This window comes from Pyrobaculum islandicum DSM 4184, assembly GCF_000015205.1.
Lineage (GTDB): Archaea > Thermoproteota > Thermoprotei > Thermoproteales > Thermoproteaceae > Pyrobaculum > Pyrobaculum islandicum.
In genome coordinates, this window is sequence record NC_008701.1 from 1,779,481 (window position 1) to 1,801,957 (window position 22,477).

General features: G+C 54.8%; 26 protein-coding genes. 14 read left to right on the forward strand and 12 right to left on the reverse strand.

Annotation, left to right across the window (positions count from 1 at the left end):
* Window positions 1-23 precede the first annotated feature (23 nt).
* Entirely contained in the window at window positions 24-599 is a 576-nt protein-coding gene (locus PISL_RS10110) for a hypothetical protein (protein WP_053240511.1), read from the forward strand.
* Here PISL_RS10110 and PISL_RS10115 read toward each other — a convergent pair.
* Entirely contained in the window at window positions 576-914 is a 339-nt protein-coding gene (locus PISL_RS10115) for a TusE/DsrC/DsvC family sulfur relay protein (protein ID WP_011763685.1), read from the reverse strand. The genes PISL_RS10110 and PISL_RS10115 overlap by 24 nt on opposite strands.
* Before the next feature lie 102 nt (window positions 915-1,016).
* On the opposite strand from PISL_RS10115, the gene PISL_RS10120 reads away from it, so the two are divergent.
* Complete coding sequence (locus tag PISL_RS10120) at window positions 1,017-2,159, forward strand: acyl-CoA dehydrogenase family protein (RefSeq protein WP_011763686.1); 1,143 nt, start codon at window positions 1,017-1,019, stop codon at window positions 2,157-2,159.
* Here PISL_RS10120 and PISL_RS10125 read toward each other — a convergent pair.
* From PISL_RS10125 to PISL_RS10135, 3 genes are read right to left on the reverse strand one after another with little or no spacing between them, the layout of a single operon-like run.
* Window positions 2,156-3,292 carry an amidohydrolase family protein gene (locus tag PISL_RS10125; protein ID WP_011763687.1) on the reverse strand — a complete coding sequence of 379 codons (1,137 nt, stop codon included), beginning with the start codon at window positions 3,290-3,292 and terminating at the stop codon, window positions 2,156-2,158. The genes PISL_RS10120 and PISL_RS10125 overlap by 4 nt on opposite strands.
* A 2-nt stretch (window positions 3,293-3,294) precedes the next feature.
* Complete coding sequence (locus PISL_RS10130; protein WP_011763688.1) at window positions 3,295-4,437, reverse strand: RAD55 family ATPase; 1,143 nt, start codon at window positions 4,435-4,437, stop codon at window positions 3,295-3,297.
* A gap of 14 nt (window positions 4,438-4,451) precedes the next feature.
* On the reverse strand, window positions 4,452-6,062 hold the full coding sequence (locus tag PISL_RS10135; protein WP_011763689.1) for an alpha-amylase family glycosyl hydrolase: 1,611 nt from the start codon (window positions 6,060-6,062) through the stop codon (window positions 4,452-4,454).
* 36 nt (window positions 6,063-6,098) lie between these two features.
* On the opposite strand from PISL_RS10135, the gene PISL_RS10140 reads away from it, so the two are divergent.
* A complete protein-coding gene (locus PISL_RS10140; RefSeq protein ID WP_011763690.1) occupies window positions 6,099-6,428 on the forward strand; it encodes a tunnelling fold family protein in 330 nt (109 codons plus the stop codon).
* On the opposite strand, the gene PISL_RS10145 is transcribed toward PISL_RS10140, so the two are convergent.
* From PISL_RS10145 to PISL_RS10155, 3 genes are read right to left on the reverse strand one after another with little or no spacing between them, the layout of a single operon-like run.
* Window positions 6,425-7,150: an ABC transporter gene (locus PISL_RS10145; RefSeq protein ID WP_011763691.1), complete on the reverse strand. Its 726-nt coding sequence runs from the start codon at window positions 7,148-7,150 to the stop codon at window positions 6,425-6,427. The genes PISL_RS10140 and PISL_RS10145 overlap by 4 nt on opposite strands.
* Window positions 7,137-8,003 carry an ABC transporter ATP-binding protein gene (locus tag PISL_RS10150; RefSeq protein WP_011763692.1) on the reverse strand — a complete coding sequence of 289 codons (867 nt, stop codon included), beginning with the start codon at window positions 8,001-8,003 and terminating at the stop codon, window positions 7,137-7,139. Before PISL_RS10150 ends, PISL_RS10145 begins: the two co-directional genes overlap by 14 nt.
* A 36-nt stretch (window positions 8,004-8,039) precedes the next feature.
* Window positions 8,040-8,921, reverse strand: coding sequence for a winged helix-turn-helix transcriptional regulator (locus PISL_RS10155; RefSeq protein ID WP_011763693.1), 882 nt, complete (start codon window positions 8,919-8,921; stop codon window positions 8,040-8,042).
* Window positions 8,922-9,032: 111 nt separating this feature from the next.
* On the opposite strand from PISL_RS10155, the gene PISL_RS10160 reads away from it, so the two are divergent.
* A complete protein-coding gene (locus PISL_RS10160; RefSeq protein WP_011763694.1) occupies window positions 9,033-10,151 on the forward strand; it encodes an MFS transporter in 1,119 nt (372 codons plus the stop codon).
* Here PISL_RS10160 and PISL_RS10165 read toward each other — a convergent pair.
* Window positions 10,148-11,401 (reverse strand): MFS transporter, encoded by a 1,254-nt coding sequence (locus tag PISL_RS10165; RefSeq protein WP_011763695.1) that lies wholly within the window; start codon window positions 11,399-11,401, stop codon window positions 10,148-10,150. The two genes, PISL_RS10160 and PISL_RS10165, sit on opposite strands and share 4 nt — an antisense overlap.
* 55 nt (window positions 11,402-11,456) lie before the next feature.
* Between PISL_RS10165 and tenA the strand changes: the two genes are divergently transcribed.
* From tenA to PISL_RS10180, 3 genes are read left to right on the forward strand one after another with little or no spacing between them, the layout of a single operon-like run.
* Complete coding sequence (tenA, locus tag PISL_RS10170; RefSeq protein WP_011763696.1) at window positions 11,457-12,095, forward strand: thiaminase II; 639 nt, start codon at window positions 11,457-11,459, stop codon at window positions 12,093-12,095.
* Window positions 12,082-12,672 carry a thiaminase II/PqqC family protein gene (locus PISL_RS10175; RefSeq protein WP_011763697.1) on the forward strand — a complete coding sequence of 197 codons (591 nt, stop codon included), beginning with the start codon at window positions 12,082-12,084 and terminating at the stop codon, window positions 12,670-12,672. The genes tenA and PISL_RS10175 overlap by 14 nt, the downstream gene beginning before the upstream one ends.
* A 15-nt stretch (window positions 12,673-12,687) precedes the next feature.
* Window positions 12,688-13,713 (forward strand): PD-(D/E)XK nuclease family protein, encoded by a 1,026-nt coding sequence (locus PISL_RS10180; RefSeq protein ID WP_053240512.1) that lies wholly within the window; start codon window positions 12,688-12,690, stop codon window positions 13,711-13,713.
* A 120-nt stretch (window positions 13,714-13,833) separates the two neighbouring features.
* On the opposite strand, the gene PISL_RS10185 is transcribed toward PISL_RS10180, so the two are convergent.
* Complete coding sequence (locus PISL_RS10185; protein WP_011763699.1) at window positions 13,834-14,940, reverse strand: PD-(D/E)XK nuclease family protein; 1,107 nt, start codon at window positions 14,938-14,940, stop codon at window positions 13,834-13,836.
* Between the two features lie 45 nt (window positions 14,941-14,985).
* On the opposite strand from PISL_RS10185, the gene PISL_RS11130 reads away from it, so the two are divergent.
* The 3 genes from PISL_RS11130 (at window position 14,986) to PISL_RS10195 (ending at window position 16,223) form a co-directional block, all read left to right on the forward strand.
* Window positions 14,986-15,168 carry a hypothetical protein gene (locus PISL_RS11130; protein ID WP_167827572.1) on the forward strand — a complete coding sequence of 61 codons (183 nt, stop codon included), beginning with the start codon at window positions 14,986-14,988 and terminating at the stop codon, window positions 15,166-15,168.
* A 53-nt stretch (window positions 15,169-15,221) separates the two neighbouring features.
* Complete coding sequence (locus tag PISL_RS10190; RefSeq protein ID WP_245218397.1) at window positions 15,222-15,515, forward strand: transposase; 294 nt, start codon at window positions 15,222-15,224, stop codon at window positions 15,513-15,515.
* A 402-nt stretch (window positions 15,516-15,917) separates the two neighbouring features.
* A complete protein-coding gene (locus tag PISL_RS10195; protein ID WP_011763701.1) occupies window positions 15,918-16,223 on the forward strand; it encodes an aspartyl protease family protein in 306 nt (101 codons plus the stop codon).
* Here PISL_RS10195 and PISL_RS10200 read toward each other — a convergent pair.
* Both PISL_RS10200 and PISL_RS10205 read right to left on the reverse strand, forming a co-directional pair.
* Window positions 16,209-17,213 (reverse strand): hypothetical protein, encoded by a 1,005-nt coding sequence (locus PISL_RS10200; protein ID WP_011763702.1) that lies wholly within the window; start codon window positions 17,211-17,213, stop codon window positions 16,209-16,211. The genes PISL_RS10195 and PISL_RS10200 overlap by 15 nt on opposite strands.
* Complete coding sequence (locus tag PISL_RS10205) at window positions 17,194-17,889, reverse strand: hypothetical protein (protein ID WP_167827692.1); 696 nt, start codon at window positions 17,887-17,889, stop codon at window positions 17,194-17,196. The genes PISL_RS10200 and PISL_RS10205 overlap by 20 nt, the downstream gene beginning before the upstream one ends.
* A gap of 74 nt (window positions 17,890-17,963) precedes the next feature.
* Between PISL_RS10205 and PISL_RS10210 the strand changes: the two genes are divergently transcribed.
* The 3 genes from PISL_RS10210 to PISL_RS10220 are packed head-to-tail and all read left to right on the forward strand — an operon-like array spanning window position 17,964 to window position 21,103.
* Entirely contained in the window at window positions 17,964-18,509 is a 546-nt protein-coding gene (locus tag PISL_RS10210; RefSeq protein ID WP_011763704.1) for a TorD/DmsD family molecular chaperone, read from the forward strand.
* Window positions 18,493-19,350: a 4Fe-4S dicluster domain-containing protein gene (locus tag PISL_RS10215; RefSeq protein WP_011763705.1), complete on the forward strand. Its 858-nt coding sequence runs from the start codon at window positions 18,493-18,495 to the stop codon at window positions 19,348-19,350. The genes PISL_RS10210 and PISL_RS10215 overlap by 17 nt, the downstream gene beginning before the upstream one ends.
* A complete protein-coding gene (locus PISL_RS10220) occupies window positions 19,340-21,103 on the forward strand; it encodes a tetratricopeptide repeat protein (RefSeq protein ID WP_011763706.1) in 1,764 nt (587 codons plus the stop codon). Before PISL_RS10215 ends, PISL_RS10220 begins: the two co-directional genes overlap by 11 nt.
* Here the strand turns inward: PISL_RS10220 and PISL_RS10225 are convergent.
* Window positions 21,074-21,502 carry a hypothetical protein gene (locus PISL_RS10225; protein ID WP_011763707.1) on the reverse strand — a complete coding sequence of 143 codons (429 nt, stop codon included), beginning with the start codon at window positions 21,500-21,502 and terminating at the stop codon, window positions 21,074-21,076. The genes PISL_RS10220 and PISL_RS10225 overlap by 30 nt on opposite strands.
* A gap of 85 nt (window positions 21,503-21,587) precedes the next feature.
* Here PISL_RS10225 and PISL_RS10230 point away from each other — a divergent pair, with 85 nt between their 5' ends.
* Complete coding sequence (locus tag PISL_RS10230) at window positions 21,588-22,475, forward strand: 4Fe-4S dicluster domain-containing protein (protein WP_245218399.1); 888 nt, start codon at window positions 21,588-21,590, stop codon at window positions 22,473-22,475.
* Window positions 22,476-22,477: the final 2 nt, after the last annotated feature.

The following is a 22,477-nucleotide window of genomic DNA, read 5'->3' on the forward strand; positions in this document are numbered from 1 at the left end:
TAAAAAGACGCATGTATATTGCCATGTTGACGGCCTTTCTCCTAGTCTTGGCGGCTTCGGCAGTTGTAACACTCTATAGAGCCTATAGAGCTATCTCTACATCTCCAACTGCCGTAGCTCCACAAGAGTTTATGCGGTTTTTGACATTTGGCGCGGTTAGAGATAGGAAATTTAGAACTACATCATTGGCCTTTCACATTGCCATAATTACATCATTAATGGGGCACCTATTTATATTTGTAAAAGATGTACCAACGACGTTGTCTAAGGCAGGCATGGCGATTGGCCTAGTTGCCCTGGCGTCTCTAATCGCCTTGATAGTGAGGAGGATTTTTACAGGCGATGTTCTTGCGGTATCTCTCATAGCTTTGGCAACTGTGCTGACGGGGACTATGCTTGGCTTTGTCGCGCCGAGGGATTACCTAGTGGAGATAGCCCTCTCTATGCCCACGTCGTTTGATTTAGCCACGGCGTTGTTGTTGATACATGTCGCGTGTGCATCTGCATTAGCCGCCGCGTTGCCTATCACCTCTATGTGCCATATTACGGCTGTCATCACATATTTTGTCTATAAACTACGTAGAAGACAACACTTTTGACAGACAGCCGGCGGGAGGCTCCGCCCCCGCGAGTATACAAATGGCGTCGTAACTCCCGCCAAAGGCTTCTAGTAGCGTTTTCCTATCGATATTGAGCTCAGACTCTATTACAGAGACAGGGGGACATACCTCGTTTTCCAGCCAGAACCTCCTCACGTATTCCACAACTCTTCTGGCTGTTTCTGTAAATTTTATGCCGTTTATCTCTGCCAACAATTTTGCAAGCTCTAGACTCCACTCGCTACGGTTTTTGGGTATGCAGTTTTCTAGCTCAATTTTCTTGCCTGATATCACAACGGCGTTGGGACATTTCACAGCTATGTCTACAGTCTCTTCTTAAAAACTTCTAAAGGGGTGCAAAAAATGCATTAACAGATGGCGAATAACTATTTTTAATGTGGCGATAATCAGCATTTAATGTTTCCACAACTAGATGAAATACACACACTTGTTAGAAAAACAGCAAGAGAGTTTGTAGAGAAGAGAGTTGAGCCTAACGCTCGGCGTATAGACCAAGGCTGGTATCCCAAAGAGTTGCTTAGAGAAATGGGAGAACTCGGCTTGCTGGCGCCACACGCTCCGCCGGAATATGGAGGCCCTGGGCTAGATTTTAGAAGTATGGTAATTGTGGTCGAAGAACTCGCCAAGGCAAGCCCCGCTTTGGCTACAGTTACAGAAGTCCAGGGGTCTATGATAGTTTACGACTTGATACATTATGCAAGCGGCGAGTTAAAAGAGAAGTGGCTTGAGCCGGCGATTAGGGGAGAGAAGATAATTGCTTTTGCTCTCTCTGAGCCTTGTTGTGGTTCTGACGCCTTTTCGCTTGAAACTACCGCCGAGCGCGTCGGCGGCTCCTGGGTGATAAACGGAACTAAGCTATGGATAACCTCCGGCCTCTATGCCGACGCTTTTCTTGTCGCAGCTAGAACGGGGTCTCCAAAGGAGAAACACAAAACGGTAACGCTATTTCTCGTAGAGAGAGGGCGTTGTGTAGAGACCGCCCCAGTTGCAGTAATGGGCGTTAGAGGAACTGGCACAGCTGAGGTTAAGTTTAACAACTGTGAGGTAGGCGACGAGGCTATCGTCGGCGGGTTAAATGGCGCGTTTAAAGTTGTCCTCGAGGATTTAAACAACGGACGTACTTGCGTTGGGGCTATTGGGCTCGGCATAGCACAAGGCGCAATTAAAGAGGCCGAGTCTTATACAAAGAGGAGAGTTGCGTTTGACATGCCGATTATAAACTTCCAAGTGGTTCAACACTACATAGCGTCAATAAAGGCACAGATCGAGGCTGTGAGAGGCGTTGTTTATACGGCGGCGTATTTTAGAGATAAAAATAGCGAATTATTCCCACTATACGCCCAGATAGCGAAATATCTAGGTTCTCGACTTGCCGTAGATGCAACTAGGACAGCTATGCAGATCATGGGGGGCTTCGGCTATTCAACAGATTCAAAAGTAGAGATGTTATATAGAGATGCAAAAGCCACGGAGATATACGAGGGTGCAAACGAGATTGTGCTCAACACTCTCTTTAAACTAGCGGAGAAATACGGCTAAACGTCGTACACTTCGCCATTTCTAAAGAAGATTTTTCCGCCAACTGCAGTGGCGACGACTACGCCAAATGCTCTAAACCCCTCAAACGGCGTATATTTACACCTGCCGGCAAATTCCTCCCCCCTTACTGTAAACTCCTCGAGCTTGATAATTGTAAATACGCCGCCTATAATATCGTTGTTTACATTGAGGAAACGCGCGGGTCTGTGGGAATATAGCCGTACGACGTCGTCTAGTGTTAACACCCCCCTCTTCCAGAGAGAAAGCAACAAGCTGAGCGCTATGTCTAAGCTACATATGCCCGGCGGCGGGCTGTCTGACTTTTTCTCCTCCGGCGTATGCGGGGCGTGGTCTGTGGCGTATATATCCACAAGCCCGGCGGCGAGACGGGCGAGGAGTAGTTTTCTAAGTCCCGGCTCCCTAAGCCTCGGGTTGACTAGACATAAACCGCCTAGCTTACAGTTCTCTCTGTCTAGAAATAGATGGTGTGGAGTTACGTCTACCGTGGCCCAGCCCCTGGCTATATCGACAGTCTGAGGTAGAGAGACATGCGTCAGATGGACTCTGGCCTCTGTATCCCAGGCGAGACGTCTCGCCTTTTCAACACACGCCATCTCAGCCTCCGGCGGCCTCTCGCCGTCTTTAAAATAAGCCGGGTCCTCACAGTGGAAGATTAATGTACATCCAAGGCCGGCACATCTCCTCGCGAGCGCCTCTATATGCCCCCAGCCGAACTCTGCTACATCCTCTGGGTAAACCTTCACAGTAGGAGGCCTTGCTATATCTAACTCTCTAAGGTCCACAGGCACTCCCATATGCACTCTGTATACTATGGGCAACCGCGCCCCCTCCCCTAGCCTCTTCTTGTAGAGCTCTGCAGTTCTAATATGGGGTTTTGTATTTGGCATATCGCCCACGGCGACTACGCCTCCTGCCAACGCCGCCGCGGCTCCGCCTTCTAAAGTCTCCTTATGTGCCAACTCCCAGTCGCGGAAGTGGACGTGTATATCGACCATCCCGGGCAGTATTATGTAGTCGTTTGAAAACTGTACAGTCTTACACCCCTCCCTCCCCAGTCTTATCCGGACGAAATGTCCACCTATATACGCTCTGCCTTCGACTCTTATACACACGTCTAACAAACAAGGCGGGGCGCCGGCTGCGTCTCAAAACGACATACGGCCCTCCCACTGGGTGTATACACCACGGCCTGATCCCGCTTTATATACGCCACGGCGTCTGCAAAATATCCAAAGCCAAAGTCTCGCTGGGCGCTTGCCAAAATTGTAACGCCGAGGTTTTTCAACTCGTCGGTTTCAAGCCGATTTATCTCGAGGGCCTTCTTCCCATATACTAAATATTCGACGTCAACACCTTCTGACACAACTACGTCTGCGTCTGTCTCAGTCAGCGCGTCGTAGAGACTTTTTACATGGGTGAAGTGACTCAGAGGGCTAGGCGATGCCCTCTGAACCACGGCCCTCCCGCCGAATTTTTCAACAAGCTTAGAGACGATATCTATGTCTCCAGAGAAGACGCGATAGAGTATTTTTAACCCCTCTTTAGACAACTCGGCAACTGTTTTTGCAAGAAGCGGCGTCACCATCTTTCCAACTAGGAAATACACATGTCCGCAAGCCAAGGGCCCAAAAGCCGGCGAGAGAGACTCAACCCACTTACCCCACGGGTTTTTCTTATGTGGTTTTGGCAGTTCGTCTATAAACACCACGCCCCGCCCCTCTAATATGTCAAACTCTATGTAATACCCAGCGCGTCTCCCCCTCGCCTTGATTATATACATCCTTCTCTCTGCAACGCCGTTTTCCATCCGGAGCTCTAGACGTATGAGGTTATCTGCTATATAATCCAGAGGTGTTGTAGTCTCTTCTTCGGCGATTCCTATAAAGTCTATTTTTGCAGGCTTAAATACTCTATATACGGCGTTTGTAAGCCACTCTCTGCTCTGAGCCCCCTCTATAAGAGCTGAGATAGAGTCTGCCACAACCAGGTGATACTCGTTTTGAGAAACGGCTGAGACTATCTGGTTTAATATAGCATCAGTCTTTACAAAAATCATATCCCAAAATTCGGCATTTGAAAGATCATACCCAAGCCTAGCCGCATTTTCAAGGAAGGTCTCTCTGTCTTCATATAACGAGACCCACAAAACTCTCTTCCCTCTTGTCAAATATTCGTGGGCGATACGCATGGCGAGACTAGTTTTACCAGTTCCCGGCCTTCCAGAAATTGCTGTAACACCCCTAAAGTTAAACTCCATACTTAATATAACACCTATAAAAACTTGTGTTCTATATATCTCTCGGTATTACTCACTATAAGTTTATTTATGCCAACGGCGACGTCTACAGCCCCCCTGTGTATAACGAGCTCAGAGCGCCTTGTCTCAACCCACGCAGGCCCTTTGTAAAGAGCTAGTTCTCTCCTCGTCGTGTATAATCTCTTTAAAAACTCCCTAAGTGGGGAGTCGGGACAGGGGCTGTAAGGCCTTCTATTAGTGTGGTCTTCTGCTCTGCCGACTTCTCCACATTCGCCACCTGCGTAAATAGAGGGGACTCCCGGCAGTGAGAAAATCAGGGCATACCCTCTATATAGCGTATTTATGTCAAAAATAGAGGCGGCTCTGTCTGTATCATGGTTTTCAAGAAAGGTGTTCATATATGGCAACGCCGCCGGTGGCGTAAGCGCTATGTATAAGTTCGTCCACTTCACAAATCTATCTAGGTCTTTAGCCAGCCAATCTACCGCCGCCTTGTAGAGTAAATACGCTGTAAACCCTGGTACTGCCCAATAGAAAGGCGCTGGGTTTCCCATGTGTTCTCCAAATATATAAAGCCCTTCCGCCGGTTTTAAAATCTCCGCCCAGGCGCCAGGCGGAATTCCGTGAGCTACATCTAGCCTAAATCCATCTACGTGGCTTTTCCAAAACTCGACGACTTTCCTCCCGTATTCCACAGCGCTAGGCTTTGAATAATCGAGCTTTGGCATTAGCCAGACGTCTAGAAAAGTCTCATATGGCGGCTCCCCCCTAAATAATTCGCGAAGCGCCTCCATAGGCATCTTCTCTGCTATCTTCTTGACAAGATGTGTATAGTCTAGGCTTTTAAAAACAAAGGGGCCCTCTGGAAATATGGCGTTTCGCAACCCCACGTGGTAAAGCACGATATCTAACACAAGCTTCATCCCCCGCCGTCTCAATGTCTCTCTCATCGTCACAAAGGCGCTCCAGCCGCCTAGTTTTTCGTCTACCTGTAGGTGGTCAACTACGTCGTAGCGGTGATAGCTCATTGCGGGGTATATCGGGTGGAGATAGAGCGTATCTGCTATATCAAGCGCCGTAATTGCAAGCTTAGCCACATCTCTTAACGTCCCGCCACAGTAACCCCGCCTGAGGTCTCTACAGCCGAGTCTATCGGCGGCTCGGTCTGGCAGAACTTCATACATCGCAGTCACTCCAGGCGCATTGGCCACCGGTGGGGATTTAAAACGCCTAGTTTTACCACAACAACGGAGTGTATATCTCCTCCCTTTGACTAACCCGAGGTAGATAGAGAAGGGCCCTAGGTCTGCAAGCTTTACAACTCTGCCACGCCCCACCTCGGGCTCCTCTGGGGCGTATATACGGATTTCTACAACATCTCCCCAGTCCACCGCCATGTAGGGAACTACGAAATGCCATGGGTATTCAGGCGGCGCCACTACACACTCCTCTCGTCTGTCGTCTACAACAACCTCATAGACCCCCGGCGGGAGCTCTACGTACTCTCTAAAAGCCCCGCGGATCCAGCCTGAGAAATCGCCTATAGTCTCGCCGCCGGCTATTCGTACTTTAGCAACCTCGCCGTAGTAGGGATGCGCCCTCCAGCCCTCAACTACGCAAGTCACGTACACAAGTTCAAATAGTGTTAAATATGATAGGTTATGCTCAAGCTTTCTAAAAACCCCTCTCTAGTCCGTTTAAAAACACGTGGCGAGTCTATATGCCCCATTAGCAAAGTGGTAGACTCCTTTGAGATATCTCTAGAGTATATCCCAAGAGGCGTCGCGTTGTCTATAGAGGAGTTTAAAAAAATGGTAGATAGCTATAGAGGCAGAGAAATACTTCACGAAGAACTCGCCGTAGATATAATGGAGAGAGTAAAAGCGGCTGTCAACCCGCCGTATGTCAAAGTAGTTGTAAAGTCTATATATATGGGCGTTGAGGTTGAAGTTATAGCCGAGTCTGGGGGCGTCCCGCCGGTGTATATCTAAGGCTCCCGCCACTTAGCCAGCTTAATAAGGAAGTAGAGGCCAGATATGCTCTGTATAGCTAATGCAACCGCCGCGGCGGCAGTCAGCCAAATATCATAAGCCGCAAGGCCGGCGGCTTGTTGTATAAGTATGCCGGCGGCGCCCGTGGGCATCACCACGCCGAGATACGGACTCGGCAAAAGACTTGCGGGGTAGTAGACGGGGGCGGCCACTGTGAAGACTGTAGATAGTATCTGCGGCAGAGACCAAGCATATCTCATGTGTTTAACAAGAGAGGAGAGAGTGAAGCCAATTCCGGCTGAAGCTAGCCACAGCGTTATTAAGGCATATGCGGCGGGCGGCGTGAGGAGCCCCAAGCCAAGCCACAGCGAGATAGCTACATACGCCGCTAGCGTTGGCAGAGAGAAGACAAAAGAGCTGAGGGCAAGGCCTAGGGCGTAGCCGATGGGAGATACAGGGGCCGCCGTGAGCATACTCTGGTATTTAATAGCTAAGCGGTAGTAGGCGGCGTCGCCAATAAGAGAAATTCCGTTGGAGGCCACAGTCCACACCAAGCCGCCTGCCAGCCCCCACCTAAGGCCCTCGGCGCCTCCATAAACGGCGAGAATCACTAAGAAAGACAGCGGCGTGATGGCATTTGTAACTACCCACACCCAGCCCCTAACTGCGGCAATCCACCCATTTATCCAAGCTATGACGAGGGCGTCTCTAATCGCCTTCATGACCCCCCACGGCGCCTATCTTAAGGAGGATGTAGTCTTCCAGCGACTTAGGCCTTACAACTGCCCCCTCTACATAGGCGGGGGTTTCGACATAGTAAAGCCTCCTATCTCCCACCTCAGCAACTGCGAGACTGTTTAGCTTAGTTCCATCTCTGCCGTAGATCTCCACGACGTATTTACCGGGCACGCTTTCCACAAGCTTTGCGGGCGGGGCGAAGTCAACTACACGGCCGCCATTTAAGACTAACACCCAGTCGGCGAGGGCTGCCGCCTCTTCTGCGTAGTGAGTTGTCAATACGACAGTGGCGCCGCGGCGCTTTAACTCAACGACGGCGTTCCAAACGACTCTCCTCGAATACACGTCTAGCCCTGTCGTCGGCTCGTCGAGAAATACCACCTCTGCCTCTGCCGCAAAGACAGCAGCTACGAGAGTCCTCCTCTTCATCCCCCCGGAGAGAGTGTCTATCTCTCTATTACGCACATCCCATAAGCCGAACTGTTTCAACACCTCGGCGCCCCGCCTCTTGGCCTCTTTGAGAGAGTAGCCCCTCAGGAGGAGGTAGCTTACTACAAACTCGTGGGGGGTGAGGAAGTCGATCGGTCTAGCCTCCTGAGGCACAGCGGCTATAACTCTCCTCAGCTTCTCCGCCTCTCTCACTACGTCAAACCCGGCGACTTGCGCCCTGCCCTCTGTCGGCGCGAGCTCTGTAGTCAATATTCTAACTAATGTCGTCTTTCCAGCGCCGTTGGGTCCCAGCACCGCCAGCACAACGCCCCTCCCCACCTCAAAGGTCACCCCCCTGAGAGCCCACGAACTGCCGAACCTCTTCCCGAGGTTTTCACACAGGATCACAATTTTGAAAATTCTAGATGCCCCCTTAAAAACTCTTTAGGCCATGTAAACTTTCCGCCTGGGGTCTGTGGGGTCTATAATAGATTTTACCAAACCGGCTTTTCTAAGACGCTCAAGCGCATATCTAACAGTCCTGGGAGATAGGCCGGAGAGAGCGGCTATCTCTGAGGCGGCGAGGGGCCCTCTTTCTTCAATAATCTTCTTCACCAATAGAGCACTTGGGGGGAGCCCCGCCGCTTGTTGGAAATTCTGCACTCTCGTCACAAGTCTAGCTGTGCCGACTTTTCTAACAACGGCAACTCCCCTGTATTTAATCTTCTCTACGCCGTCTCCAATTAAATAGACGTCTGACCTACTTTTTACATCGCGGAGTTCTATTACTACGTCCGATGGAAATACATGCGGCGGCTTTCTCAACGCGGAATTTACAGGCACCACCTCTACAACATGCGCCCTTGGGTTTATAACTGCGCCGCCTGCAGACAGAGCATAGGCGGTTGAGCCAATAGGCGTTGAGATTAAACAGCCGTCTCCCATGTCGTTAAACACAAAGGCCCCATCTACGTAGAGCGAATACCGCACAAAAGTCGCGGGTTCTGCAGACAGAAGCGCCACCTCATTTATTGCAGTCGCCCTCTGGCCCCCGCTCTCGGCTTCGAGCCTTATTACGTCGATGATTTCAAAGACAAACTCCGCCAATAGCGGCACCTCTCTAAGCTCCAGCGCGGCGAGTTTTGCATCTACCCCAGGCGGCGATATTCCCAACACAGGTCTCTCTTCGACACGGAGAGCTCTAAGTATGTCGCGGTCTCTGCCATATACAGCCACTACTGGCGCCCCCTTTCTCACCTCTATACCGTGTTTTACAAGCACCTCGGCAAGTGTCGTGCTGTCAGTTTCCACTTCTGTAATTTTCACAGCGGCTTTACTTAGGTGAAATAAAAATTTGCCGGGTCTCTTATGTCCAAGAGAGGGAAGGAGGAAAATTTTGACATATATACACTTAAAAAAGCGAGTTTTGCCAACTGCATGATTTCCCAATGGAAGTTGATAACTATAACAGGCATAGGCTGGCTCTTCGACGCCATGGACGTCCTCCTCTTGTCGTACATACTAGTGGCGTCGGCGGCTGAGCTAGGGATGGGGGTCTGGGAGAGATCCGTGGTGGTACTAGCGAACAACCTCGGCATGTTAATCGGCGCAACTGCCTTTGGGAGACTGTCAGACAGGCTTGGCAGAAGGGCCGTCTTCACAGCGACGCTCCTCCTCTACAGCCTTGCCACGGCTGCCACAGCCTTTGTAAAAACCGGATGGGAGCTTGCAGCTGTGCGTCTTATCGCCGGGCTGGGCCTAGGCGGCGAACTCCCCGTCGTCGCCTCCTACGTATCTGAGCTCTCGCCGCCAGACAGGAGGGGGAGAAACGTAGTTATTCTAGAGAGCTTCTGGTCTCTCGGCGCGTTGGCGGCAGCCGCCGTGGCGTACTTCCTCTTCCCCCGCCTCGGCTGGAGAACCGCCCTGCTCCTCCTCGGCCTCACCGCGTTATACGCCGCGGTGATAAGGGCAACGCTCCCCGAGCACAAACCCGCGGCCAAGGGGGCTGTCTCTATTGAGACGAGACGGCTCTACCCAGTGTGGTACATATGGCTAGTGCTGGCGTTTGGCTACTACGGCGTCTTCCTCTGGCTACCCACCATCCTCGTCAGAGAGAGGGGACTAGCCGAGGTGCAGACCTACCAGTTCATGTTAATTACGACAATTGCTCAGATCCCCGGTTACTTCACCGCCGCTTACCTCGTGGAAAAAATCGGGAGGAGACCCACCGCAGCGATCTTCTTCCTCGGCTCCGCCGCATCGGCGGCCGCCCTCATATACAGCGTTAGCTTGCCCCAGCTTTACATCTCTGCCATCGCGCTGAACTTCTTCAACCTAGGCGCCTGGGGCGTGGTATACGCCTACACGCCCGAGCTTTTCCCAGAACACGTCAGAGGTTTTGCCACTGGGACCGCCGGCTCTGCCGCACGGGTGGGGATGATCCTCGGCCCCTGGCTCTACCCGGCGGCCGGTCTCTACGCCCTAGTGGCAGTGCCTCTCCTCTGGCTCACCGTCCCCGCCGCCGTATATACCCTGCCGGAGACCAAGAGACGCTAGGCCAGCTCCTCCAGCTCCCTCGCCGCGCTCTCAACGCCTCTTCTATGCCAGTAGCCCGCCGCGGCCGCCCCAGCCGCCCACAAGGCGACGAGAAGGGCGAAGAAGGCCTCCGCGCCTAGGACGCCCTCTGTGAAGACGGCGCCGGCGTTTATCAGCCAAGCCGCCGCAGTCACCACTCCCACGGCTGTCGACCTAACGGCTGTGGGGAAAAGCTCGCTCTCTAACACGCTCACCGCCGCCCACGCCCACTCTGAGAAGACCAGGTTGACAAAGAGTACGGCGAAGTAGAGCGAGGCGGGGGCCCCGTGCACCGCGGCGAGCGCTGTCGCAGTTGCCAAACCGCCGAGGAAAGCTGCTAGGAAGGACGCCCGCCTAGATCTGTCTATCAGCGGGAGGAGTAGGAAAGCCCCGGCCGCCGCCCCCGCGTTGGCTACTGCGATGTTCACCGCCGCCGCGTCTGCGCCGTAGGCGAAGCCCGGGGCGTAGGGGAGGTAGTAAGCCGCGATGTTGTACGTCAGCAGCTGGGCGGTGAAGGCGGCCGCCAGGATGGCCACTCTCCCCCAGTAGCCCCTCAGCGAGGAAGACGCCGGCTGCGCCCTGGGGAGGGGAACTCCGTATCTCTCCGCCAGAGCCCTCGCATCGCCCTCCCTACCTCTTGCAAGTAGCCACCGGGGGGACTCGGGTATGTGGAGTCTCGCCAGAAAGACGATGGCGGCAAGCGCCACCGCGGTGAGGAAGGTGTAGAAGACGGCGGTCTTGGGATCCGTCGCCAGCGCCGTGTAGTAGAGGGAGGCCACGGCGATGGCCGCCGCCCCAATGTTCCAGAAGTTGGTAGAGAGCATCAGCGCGGCGCCCCTCCGCCTAGGCGGCGAAAACTCAGCGAGGGCGGCGTAGGCCGGCCCCACCTCGCCCCCCACGCCGAAGTTAATGACGGAGGTGGAGAGGAGGGCAGACGCGAGGTCGAGCCGGCCGGCCCAAAACGCCGCGGCAAACCACAAGGCGCCAGCCGTATATATGGTGAGGGAAATGACAAGGCCCAGCCGCCTTCCCACCGCGTCCCCCAGTCTCCCGAGGAGGAAGGCCCCCAGCATGAAGGCTAGGGAGTTAGCGGCGAATATTACGGGGGCGTGTTGCGCCAGATCTGTCAGATATATAGTGGTGGGGACTAGGCTGAAGAGCACCCCGTCTAGGAAAAAGCTGGCGGAGACTATCGAGAAGAGAGTCCAGTGCACCCTCTTCCACTCGGCCATAACTAATTGATCTTTTCCATATAAAAAATTTTTATAGGCGGGAGATCTGACGTATATGGCAACGGAAAAACTCCGGGCCTGGGCAGACCCCATCTGGCAGGAGATCTTCCGCCACCCCTTCGTCGTAGAGGTTTACCGCGGCTCTCTCCCCATGGACAAGTTCAGATACTACCTACTACAGGACTACAACTACCTCGTCAACTTCACCAAGGCCCTCTCCCTAGCCGCCGCCAGAGCCCCCAGCGTGGAGCTTATGAAGACGGCGCTGGAGCTGGCCTACGGGACTGTCACGGGCGAGATGGCCAACTACGAGGCCCTCCTGAGGGAGGCCGGCCTCACGCTGAAAGACGCCGAGGGGGCCGAGCCCAACTTCGTAAACGTGAGCTACATGTCCTACCTCCTCTCCGTCTGCTCTCTGGAGGGCTTTTATCAGTGTATGGCGGCCCTCCTCCCCTGCTTCTGGAGCTATGCCGAGATAGCCCAGAGACACAGAGACGCGCTGGAGAGAAACCCGGTGCCGCTGTATAGGAGGTGGGCCTCGGTCTACCTAACGCCGGAGTACAACGCCCTTGTGGAGAAGCTACGCGCCCTGCTGGACAGCTCCGGCGCGCCGCCGGAGGCCCTCTGGCCCTACTTCAGACAGGCGTCGATATACGAGCTCAAGTTCTGGCAAGCCGCCTATGAGGGTCATTGAGACGCTGAGGCGGGAGCTCGAGTCTCTAAACAGGGAGATACTAGCCGCCGCCAAGCCGAGCCACGAGGCGCTGAGGCGTTTCGTCGCCAACCAACTCTACATAGTCCCCCACGACCTGAAGGCCCTCTCAGCCGCCATGGCCAAGGCCAGAGAACCAGACGAGTATAGACTAGTCAAGATGCTCATAGACGGCGACTGGGAAGCCCTAAAGGCCCTCTGGGATCTCGCCGCAGAGCTCGGCGTGGAGTTCTCCTGGGACCTGCTCGACCCCACCGCCGTGGCCTACACCCACTTCCTCTCCTGGCTGGCGCTAAACGGCACCATGGGAGACCTAGCCGTAGCCGCCGCCGTAAACCTCCCAGTCTGGGGCCAGAACTGCGCCGCCTTCGCCGCGTGGGCGAGGCGAAACGGCGTGAGAAACACCAGGTTCATGGACCTCTTCGCCGGCCCCTACACAGAGCTGGAGGAGCTAGCCGAGGGAGTGGCACAGCGCCACCTCGACTGGCCAAGATACCGCTTCATAGCAAAGGCGATCCAGAGATACGAACTAGACTTCTGGAGGGCGATAAGTTATTAAAAAAACAAAAAATGTATATACGTGGTAGAAGAGGTTAGGAGGGTTTTGCTTGAGCATCCTGAGATTATTGCGGAGGCTCTTGAGGCTAGGCCTGAGGTTCTCTACAGGGCACTTGCCAAGCTTATGCCGTGGCAAAACCTAGCCACCAAAGAGGACGTGAGATCGCTGAGAGAGGAGATCCAGAGGATAGAGGAGAAGATGGCCACCAAAGATGACCTAAAACACTTGGCAACTAAAGACGACGTCAGTAGGCTTGAGGAGCGGCTTGAGGAGACGAGGAGAGAGATGGCTACGAAGGAGGAGGTTAAGGCTCTTGAGGCCAAAATGGCCACCAAGGAAGATCTAAAGGCCTTCGCCACTAAAGAGGATCTAAAGACTCTTGAGGCTAGAGTGGCGACGAAGGACGATCTAAAAGCTCTCGCCACGAGAGAGGAGCTGAGGGCTCTCGAGGAGAGGGTGGCCACCAGAGAAGACGTGAGAAGACTTGAGGAGCAACTGGGAGAGGTGAGAAAAGTCATGGCTACCAGGGACGATCTCAAGGCCTTTGCCACAAAGGAGGACGTTAGGAGGCTTGGAGAGCAGTTGGAGGAGGTGAGAAAAGTTATGACTACGAAGGATGAACTTGTGGCGTTTGAAAAACGCCTCATGGCGTATGTCAACGCGCTGGGGGCTAGATGGGGGGTAGTTAGCGAGGATGTATATAGAGAGGGGGTGAGGGAGCTTCTGCGGGACGTGGGATACACGGTGGAGCGGTGGGTCTACTACGACGGAGAGGGCTACGTCTACGGCTACCCGGCGGAGGTGGAGCTAGACGTCGTGGCTAAAGACGGCAAAACAATAGCCGTAGAGCTCACAGCCGCCCTCAAGAGGGGAGACCTCCAGTACATCAAAAAGAAGGCCGAGCTCTACCAGCGGACAGCCGGCAGGCCGCTGGACAGAGTGATAGTGGTGACGCCGTTTATACACGACAGAAACCCAGACCTGGTCAGAGCCAAGGCAAAGGAGTACGGCATAGACATCGTAGCCCCCGGAGACCTCTAGCGGCTGTAGGCGAAGCGCAACTCAACGACTCCAGCCGGCGAGATGACTGAGCCGTCCACTAGAGGCCTTCGTTACCGCGCCGCCGCAGGTGTTCCCAAATTCCAGACTATCTATCTGTTGCTACTCCTGGGGTGGGGTTGGGTAGACTACCTCCAGCCCTAGGTCTTTGGCCATGGCCTTTACCCGCTCGGGGTATCTGTCGTCTATGTAGGGGGTGACTATGTAGACGGCGGCTACCTTGGCCCCTCTGGCCCTCTCGTAGAGCTCCCTCTTCTTCACTATGGTGGGCAGGTCGCTCCGCTTCAGCGAGGACGTGATCTCGACGATTATCAGCCTCCCGTCTCTGACCACCACGTCGTAGTCCACCTCGGAGGGGGTGCCGTATACGTAGCCCTCCCTGTCGTAGAGGATCTCCTTAGACACGGACCACCCGGCCTCCCTCAACATAGCCCTCATGCCCTCCCTAAACGCCTCCTCGCTGATTACCCCCCACCTGGCCCCCAGCGCGTCCAACTTCCTCTCCAGCCTGTTGATAGCCCTCCACAGCTCCTCCACGTCCCTCTTTGTGGCCATCCTCTCCTCAAGCGCCTTGAGCTCCTCCTTAGTGGCGAGGCCCTTAAGATCCTCCTTCGTAGTCATAACTTTTCTCACCTCCTCCAACTGCTCTCCAAGCCTCCTAACGTCCTCCTTTGTGGCAAAGGCCTTGAGATCGTCCCTGGTAGCCATGACTTTTCTCACCTCTCCCAGTTGCTCCTCAAGTCTTCTCACGTCTTCTCTGGTGGCCACCCTCTCCTCGAGAGCCCTCAGCTCCTCTCTCGTGGCGAGAGCTTTTAGATCGTCCTTCGTCGCCACTCTAGCCTCAAGAGTCTTTAGATCCTCTTTAGTGGCGAAGGCCTTTAGATCTTCCTTGGTGGCCATTTTGGCCTCAAGAGCCTTAACCTCCTCCTTCGTAGCCATCTCTCTCCTCGTCTCCTCAAGCCGCTCCTCAAGCCTACTGACGTCGTCTTTAGTTGCCAAGTGTTTTAGGTCATCTTTGGTGGCCATCTTCTCCTCTATCCTCTGGATCTCCTCTCTCAGCGATCTCACGTCCTCTTTGGTGGCTAGGTTTTGCCACGGCATAAGCTTGGCAAGTGCCCTGTAGAGAACCTCAGGCCTAGCCTCAAGAGCCTCCGCAATAATCTCAGGATGCTCAAGCAAAACCCTCCTAACCTCTTCTGCAATACTCACATTATATCTTTACAATGTCTTATAAAAAACTGACGGCCCTCGACTGTGGCCGATAGGCGGGTAATCGCTTCGGCTTTAACTCCCGCCGCGTCCTCCGTTATCGTCCTCAAGGACTTCGGCATGAGGATACGCCGGGGTGATAAAGTGGAGTGGGAAGCAGGGGAGGCTGGAGATCGTCTACAAGTGCGGCAGTTTCGGAAGTCTACGTTGGATATCCAGAGGACATAGCCCACGATCAACAGAGCGAGTACGTAGTCGGCGTCTGGGGGTACAGAAGGCTTGTGCAGAGGCTGGCCGAAGTATTGGCAGAGTACGGGATAAGGCTGTACGCCGCCGACGAGCGCAATACGTCTAAGACGTGCTCTGTCTGCGGCGAGGTGCACGAAGACGGCAGAGTGTATAGAGGGCTGTATGTCTGCAAGAAGTTCAACATCGTGCTAAACGCCGTGGGAAACATAGCCGCGAAGCTCGGCCACAAGACGCCGACGCCGAGGAAGATAGAAACATATTGTCCGACGTCAAACGGATTAACCCCGGGCAACGGCCGAGACCCCCACAGTGTGGACCCCGCATGAGCGGGAAGTGGTTACTGTGAATACAGGCAGAAGACTTAAATACGTGTGTACACCCCCTTAGGGGCTCTGCCCTGAAGACGCCCGCGGAGGGCCGCGCGCCGCCCGGCCCCACGCCCGATGACCCCACGCCGGAGGCATCATGGATGCCCATGAAGGCGTGGGCAAGGAGAAACCCCGCCCTTTAAGGCGGGGAGCGCGGTTATCACATTTTTAACCTCGTAACTACTTCTCACTCATGAACGGCATCTACTTGGCCCCGGGGCGGTTGACGGGGGCGCCAAACTGTTGTAAAAACAAGCGACTCGCGGCCGTCCCCCGGGTGACCCGCCCCCTCGCCCCGGTGCACCCGGGGCGGGCCCTTAAGTCCCCCAGGGAGGGGCCAAGAGAAAGATAGGGGGACATGTGAAGGTTCGGGTTAAGATTTTCAACCCGGTCGAGCCTGGCACTTCTCTAGAGGTAGAGGCTCTGGTTGATACGGGAGCTATCTACAACGTGGTGGGGAGGGATTTGCTTGAGCGTCTTGGGGTGAAGCCGCTTGAGAAGACGAGGTTTAGAGTTTTCGGCGGCGTTGTGGAGAGGGAGGTGGGTGTGGAGCTGATAGGGAGGAGGAGGACGGCGGTGGTGGTCTTCGGCGAGACGGGGGATCCTGTGGTGTTGGGCGTGACGGCTCTTGAGGCCTTGGGGTTGACGTCGTTAGGGGGGTTCTGAGGGAGGCTGAGCTGTTGTTGTTCTAAGGTAGAGGCGGCGTGGCTTTATCTCTACGCCGTAGATCTCCAGCTTGGGCTTGAGCCTGGGTATCTCTATGTCGAATTTGGCGAGGGCCACCACCCTCTTCCCCCTGTATTTCGCCAGCATCTTGTGGCCCACAGCCTCTACCGTGGGGGCCACCACCTCTCCGCCGTCTACATATACGCCAAATTCCTCGTCTAGCTCGGCCGCGTCTATGCGCTCCACTTGGAAAATTGCCTTCTTCGCGGCTTCTCTGTAGGTGGGGTTGAGCCTCCGGCCGTCGAAGACGCCAGGGAGTAGAGCAACATCGCCTATGAACTCGTCGTAGGGCACCACAGGCGTGTCTTTAAAGACGGCGGATCTGAAGTAGGCGTAGCCCCTGGGGTTCCAGAAAAGCCTCTCCACAAAGCTCTTGACGTAGGCGTAGGCCTCCCCGCCTAGCTCCTCCTTAACCGCGGCGGAGATCCGCTGGAAGACGGTGCTGTACCATCTGGGGGAGCAGTAGAAGTGTCTCGAGAGGGTTGGGTCGTACTTCCTGTAGACGAGGCCGGCGGCCCTCAGTTGCTCTGGCCGGCCCTGAGCCATCGCCAGGTAGGCCTCAAGCTCCTCGGCCTCCATACAGCGGCTGTAGGGCCCCTCCTCCGTCTCCCAGTAGAGGTGTTTAATGTAGAGCAACGCGGGGCCCCACAGCTCCTCCCTCCCGATTACGGCCTGGGAGATCCACTGGTGGAGACCGTTGAGGAACTGCTGGTCTTGGCCTAACTGGCTTAGAACCTCGGCCAACAGCTCCCGCTCCAACCGCTCTACGGCTTGCCTCACGTAGCTCCCCAACTCTCGCGGTAGGCCCATGGCCTCTGCCTCCTCAGCTGCGTCGCCTCCCTCGAACTCCACCAAGACGAGATAGGCCAGCGGCGGGAAGTAGCGGAGGAGGTTCCTCACTCCCGTCTCTTTAATGTGAAATGGAAGCATAAATGATCTTTCTCACCTCTGGACATTCGTCGGGAAAGTCGTGAGAACATGTCCTCCACCGGGGACATCGGGCTGCAATTATATCTACATCCCCATTTCGAACTCTTATGAAGATCTCTATGTTGTCTCTTCTAAACATATAAGGCTTCATAATTTCGAGATGAGCTTCATAAGCTTTCACCAGAATCTCTCTTTCTATGCCGAGAATGTCACTAAGCGACCTAAATCCTCCGCGGATAAACTCGGAGATATATACGGCGGCTCCGCGGGGTGAACAAATATAGGCCGATTTTATATCAAAACCGAGCTTAGAAAGCGACGCGCCGAGGATTATAAGCCAAGCGAGGATGGAGAGAGGAGGGGCTGTCAGACCCCATATCTTAGCCACGTAGGGCAACGCCAAGGTATTGCCGTGGAAGAGAAGCGCTATGGCAGCTTTTATACTGGCGATGTATTTTCCCCCAAGCAACGGAAGAACTAGTCTATTACCCACTAGTCCTCTAAAAGCTTTGTATACTGAAGAAAGCTGTAACGGCGTATTCTTATACACCTCGTAGGGACTACAGGGAGAGGGAAATCTAGAAAGACAGTATTCTAAAATAGCTCTCTGGTTCTCCGTAAGAGAGGGAACTAAGCCTTTCCATACCTCTCTAAATCGAAAGAGAAAATATTCCACAAATTACTCTACCGACATTTTTTAAGTTTTTACTACACCGCATAGGTATAGCAAAGCTCATATATTTCTGCGCCATGAGACAAGTGTCTAGTGCTGGGATGTATTTCTTCTTAGGCAGATTAATTCTCAAGGAGCTTGAGCCGAGCGAGTTACCCCTGGTGGAGAAAGTCGCCGCCGAGCTTCCAGAGCCCTATAGAAGCGCTATGTTAGGCGAGTTGAAAAAAGAGGACGCTTACCTCAGGCTGAGGGTGGATTATACCAAGACCTTTATCCAGTATGTCCACCCCTACGAGTCTGTCTTTAGAGACCCCTCTGGTTTGCTCTGTACAGATATATCAAGTGAGGTGATGAGGTTCTATAGGAAGATGGGCTACGAGCCCGACCTCAGGGAGGCTAGGGTGAGATGTGGAGATCACCTAGGCCTAGAGCTGGCCTTCGTTGGAATACTCCTGGAGGGGGGTAAGACGGCTGAAGCCCTCCAGTTTCTAGAACAGCACCTACTTAAGTGGGGGCCTCTCGCCGGGATCGCCATTAGAGAGACCGCCTCTACCCCCTTCTACTCGGCGGTGGGAGATCTCGTCGTGAAGTTCCTACTTGAGGACTATGAAAATCTACGCTGACTTCGGCAGGTGCGTCAGGAGCTTCTGGACAAGTGCAAGCTGTAGAAAATGCGTCGATGCGTGTCCCGCGGGCGCGCTCTACGTCGACGGGAGGTGGGTAAAGGCCGAGCCAAGCCTCTGTGTTGGCTGTGGCGTCTGCATGTCTGCATGTCCCACCGGCGTCTTCACAGCCCAGCTGGGGCCATATATCAGCTGTAGAGAGGGCGGCGTCTGTATAAACGGCCTAAGGGCGGAGGACTACGTGAAGCTGGTGGAGAAATACGGCGAGATTACGGTAGACGCCAGATGCGACGACTGTAGCCTCAGGGGTAGGGGGCTAGAGGAGCTGGAGAAGGCAATCAAGGCGGGTCTAAAAATTAGGGTTATCAGAGGCCGCGGCGGCGACATAGGCAGAAGGATGCTCCTCCGGAGGGGCCTCGCCAAGCTCGCCGGCGGCGATAATCTACTTGAGGTGAAGAGGGGCCCGCCCCGGCGTATCTCTTACGACAGAGAGAAGGCGGTGGAGCTAGGCCTGGTCAACCCCAGGAGGCCAGTTATCGACATGGAGAAATGCACAGCCTGCTTCCTATGCGCCGGCGTGTGTCCAACTCAAGCCATTGAGGTAGACGAGGACGAAGTTATGCTAAAAGTAGATAGCTACAAATGCGCGGAGTGCGGCCTCTGCGCCGAGGCTTGTCCAGAAGGCGCGATCAAGCTCGTGGAGGGGGGAGAGCCCGTGGAGACCTACCTATTCGAAGTGGAGCAGTGCCCCAACTGCGGTACGGTGTATCCCAAGAAGAGGGGCGTGTGTCCTGTGTGTGGAGTTGGGAGAGAACTGATTAGGGAAGTGTATGGAGTGTAGCTACTGGCCCAGGCCCGTTGACCGGGAGGTGCTGGCAGATCTAGAGCAGAGGAGGCCCGGCGCGTTGTTAGGGCCGAGGAGATCCGGCGTTTCTACAACGGCAAAGAGACTAGCTAATATCGCAGGGGTGGAAGTTGGCGAGGATTTAAAATGCGGTTCTTACGCTGTCGTAGAAGTCTCTCTTGCAGAGGTTGAGAGGGCCGTCGAGTGTGGCGCTTTTGCAGTAGCCACAGGGCCGCTTGCAGAGGTGATGGAGGTGGCTGGGAGGGTTGGGGCCTACATTATGCCGCCGATGAGCAAGGCGGAACTGCTGGAGTTTCTCGCAACGTTCGGCCAAACGACTGACCCAGACGTCGCCGAAGACTTGATATACGTCACAGGCGGCTACCCCGAGGCCCTTTGCGCCGCCCTCGAGAAGTTGAACTACCCTGGGAAAATTACAAAAAGACACATTGAAGAGCTGGGCTTGAAGCCGCGGTGGTTCTTAGAAGCTGTGGAGTCCTTCGGGCCCGACTTTATAAAGGGCGCAATCCTCGGCTACCTCTCGGAGGAGGAGCTAAAGCAACTCGGCATTAGGCCGGGAGTGTGGTTCGAGAAGCGGGGAGACATATATGTACTTAGGTTGCCGTGGCTTCAGTTTTTTGCCGTGAAGTACGACCCGGAGCTGGCCAAGGGGCTTCTAGAGGAGGCGCTGAAGATCGTCAACGACCCCGTCCGCCGGCTCTACTACGAGGCGTTGCTCTGGAGGCTGGGGGTCGATAAATACTTGGAAGACAGTGCAAAATACGTTGACGCCCTCTTCCAAGCCCCACCGCAACTGGCGGCTGACCTAGCTATTTACTTTCTAGAAAGTCGGGCCGGCGGGAGGAGAGCTGAGGCGAAGGCGATTCTAGCCCTAAGCGAGGCTATGCGGTATTTAGAATTCACCACAGCCGACGTCGTATATCTCGCCAGAAGGGCCGCCGCATTGGCGCCGGCGGAGGAGGCCTACCGCGCCCTCTATAACCTGGGAGCCCTCCTCCTGGGCCGGGGGAAGTACAGAGAGGCGGAGTCCGTCCTCTCGATAGTTGAGGACCTACTCTTCAAGCTGGAGGGCGAAGACTGGATAAGGGCAAAGAGAGTCCTCCACCTCCTCCTCGCCTATAGAGAGGCTCTGTTAGGCAACTGGAAGGAGGTAAAGCGCCTCCTTGAGGAGGAGTACGCGGCTCTCCGCCTGGAGAGGAGCTTTGAAGACGTGGTGAAGCTAAACCTGGGCTGGGCCTACATCATGCTTGGGGAGTTCAAGGCGGCGCGGGAAATACTGAGGAAGTACAAGAGCTTCCAAACTGCGGCGTTGTTCTTCCTAACGTCGAAGAAGGCCGCTGCAGTTAGGGAGTACGCCAGGAAGGCGGGGGCGGACGTAATCGCAACGCTGGCTGGCCTAGCCGCGGGCTTAGACGTCAGAGGCGAGCTGGAGAAACTAGATATCAGGCCGGAGCTGAAGACGTTGTTGAAGCTGTTGGCCGAGGGGGCGGAGCCGAAGGCGCTCGCCTCTGTAGCCTCTAGGATAGACCCGATGGACAAGCTGACGCTGTTTTACCACGCGGTAGAGGCATATCTCCTCTTGAGATGGGGCGCCGCGAGGAGGGAGGAGGTGCTGGAGTTCTACGAGAGGCTGAAAAACGCAGTTGGCCAAGCCGGAATCCCCGGCGCGGCGCGGTTTATGAAGCCGGAGCTCCCCTCTCTAGCGAGGCTGGCTGTATTCTTTCTTTAGCCTTAGAAAGCCTTGGTAGATCCTGGCAGTCTCCCTAATCCTCTTCTTCAGCTCCTCAACCCTCTCAAGACTCCACCTGAGGTACTCGCCGGCCCTTGGATACCTGTTTACGTAGGTGGCCACCTCCCTCGCCCTTTCGTCTATGAGCTTAGTTAACTCCTCTAGAAACGCATCTAGCTTCTCCATGTCGAGAGCCGCCTTCATGACCTCCTCGAAAAACCACTGCCTATCGTTACGAGGCATGGCCGGCACGCCGAGAGATTCGGCGATCTCCAAAACGTCGGGCACCGAGATGTAGAACCCCACCTTAGCCGGCGTAGAGAGAAGCCTAGCCAACTGCCTAATTGCCACAAGCACGCCGTAGCCTTGTACATACAGCTTCTTTTCATCGAGACTCACCCACAATGTTCTATCTCTAGTTTATAGACCTTGCTACACCGGACGTGGGAAATTTGCAATATAAAACCTTGGCAGTAAAGGGGATATGCCTAAACTCGCGATGGCCACGATTGAGGACCTCTGTATGCTATGTTGGGCGTGCGTCGCGGCGTGTAAGCAAGAGTTCGACGTGCCACTTGGAAAATGGAGGCTGTTTATAACGGAGTATTACGCCGGCGAGTATCCAAACGTCGTTGGCTACATACTCCATCTGCCCCAGTGTAACCACTGTGAAAACGCCCCATGCGTCAACTCGTGCCCCACCGGCGCTCTTAGACACAACCCAGAGACGGGCATAGTCCAGCTGGACAAAGACCTCTGCATCGGCTGTAGGGCGTGCACCAGGGCGTGTCCCTACAACGCCGTTTATATAGACCCCCGTACGAACAAGGCAGACAAGTGCACCTTCTGCGAGCACTTGGTCTACTCGGGCCTCCTCCCCGCCTGCGTCGCGGCGTGTCCCACGGGAGCCCGCATATTTGGAGACATCGAAGACCCCAACTCCCTCATTGGGAAGCTCTACAGAGAGGGGAGGATTAAGCCAGTGGGCAAGGTGGCGGAGGTGGTAAAGCCAAGGCTCTTCTTCGCGCCGTTTGGAGCAGAAAGGCCCATAAACACAGACGCCGGCGCGTTTAAGAAAGTGGTCACAGCCGAGGCCAGCAACAGAGCTCTTGTCGACACCGTCGTTGACCTCAGCACTTGGAACCCAAACGCAGACCCTGCGCTACAGCCCGGCGCACACCCCGAGTGGTCTCCTGAGCCAAACGCGCTGGGGCTCTGGAAGCAGTACAGACCGACGAAGGACCCCTCAACTGCGGAGCTGAGCAACATAGTTAGGGATACCCGCCAGGCGTTGGTATACGCGGCCATTGCGCTGTTGGTAATCGCCGGCGCGGGCGCGGTATGGACAGGGCTAATAAAGCCGGCGCACTAGGG

Excerpts from the sequence above, each read along its gene's own strand:
- PISL_RS10110 (WP_053240511.1), top strand. The coding sequence starts at position 24 with ATGTTGACGGCCTTTCTCCTAGTCTTGGCGGCTTCGGCAGTTGTAACA.
- PISL_RS10120 (WP_011763686.1), top strand. The coding sequence starts at position 1,017 with ATGTTTCCACAACTAGATGAAATACACACACTTGTTAGAAAAACAGCA.
- PISL_RS10130 (WP_011763688.1), bottom strand. The coding sequence starts at position 4,437 with ATGGAGTTTAACTTTAGGGGTGTTACAGCAATTTCTGGAAGGCCGGGA.
- PISL_RS10140 (WP_011763690.1), top strand. The coding sequence starts at position 6,099 with ATGCTCAAGCTTTCTAAAAACCCCTCTCTAGTCCGTTTAAAAACACGT.
- PISL_RS10145 (WP_011763691.1), bottom strand. The coding sequence starts at position 7,150 with ATGAAGGCGATTAGAGACGCCCTCGTCATAGCTTGGATAAATGGGTGG.
- PISL_RS10160 (WP_011763694.1), top strand. The coding sequence starts at position 9,033 with ATGATTTCCCAATGGAAGTTGATAACTATAACAGGCATAGGCTGGCTC.
- PISL_RS10165 (WP_011763695.1), bottom strand. The coding sequence starts at position 11,401 with ATGGCCGAGTGGAAGAGGGTGCACTGGACTCTCTTCTCGATAGTCTCC.
- tenA (WP_011763696.1), top strand. The coding sequence starts at position 11,457 with ATGGCAACGGAAAAACTCCGGGCCTGGGCAGACCCCATCTGGCAGGAG.
- PISL_RS10175 (WP_011763697.1), top strand. The coding sequence starts at position 12,082 with ATGAGGGTCATTGAGACGCTGAGGCGGGAGCTCGAGTCTCTAAACAGG.
- PISL_RS10200 (WP_011763702.1), bottom strand. The coding sequence starts at position 17,213 with ATGCTTCCATTTCACATTAAAGAGACGGGAGTGAGGAACCTCCTCCGC.
- PISL_RS10210 (WP_011763704.1), top strand. The coding sequence starts at position 17,964 with ATGAGACAAGTGTCTAGTGCTGGGATGTATTTCTTCTTAGGCAGATTA.
- PISL_RS10215 (WP_011763705.1), top strand. The coding sequence starts at position 18,493 with ATGAAAATCTACGCTGACTTCGGCAGGTGCGTCAGGAGCTTCTGGACA.
- PISL_RS10220 (WP_011763706.1), top strand. The coding sequence starts at position 19,340 with ATGGAGTGTAGCTACTGGCCCAGGCCCGTTGACCGGGAGGTGCTGGCA.
- PISL_RS10230 (WP_245218399.1), top strand. The coding sequence starts at position 21,588 with ATGCCTAAACTCGCGATGGCCACGATTGAGGACCTCTGTATGCTATGT.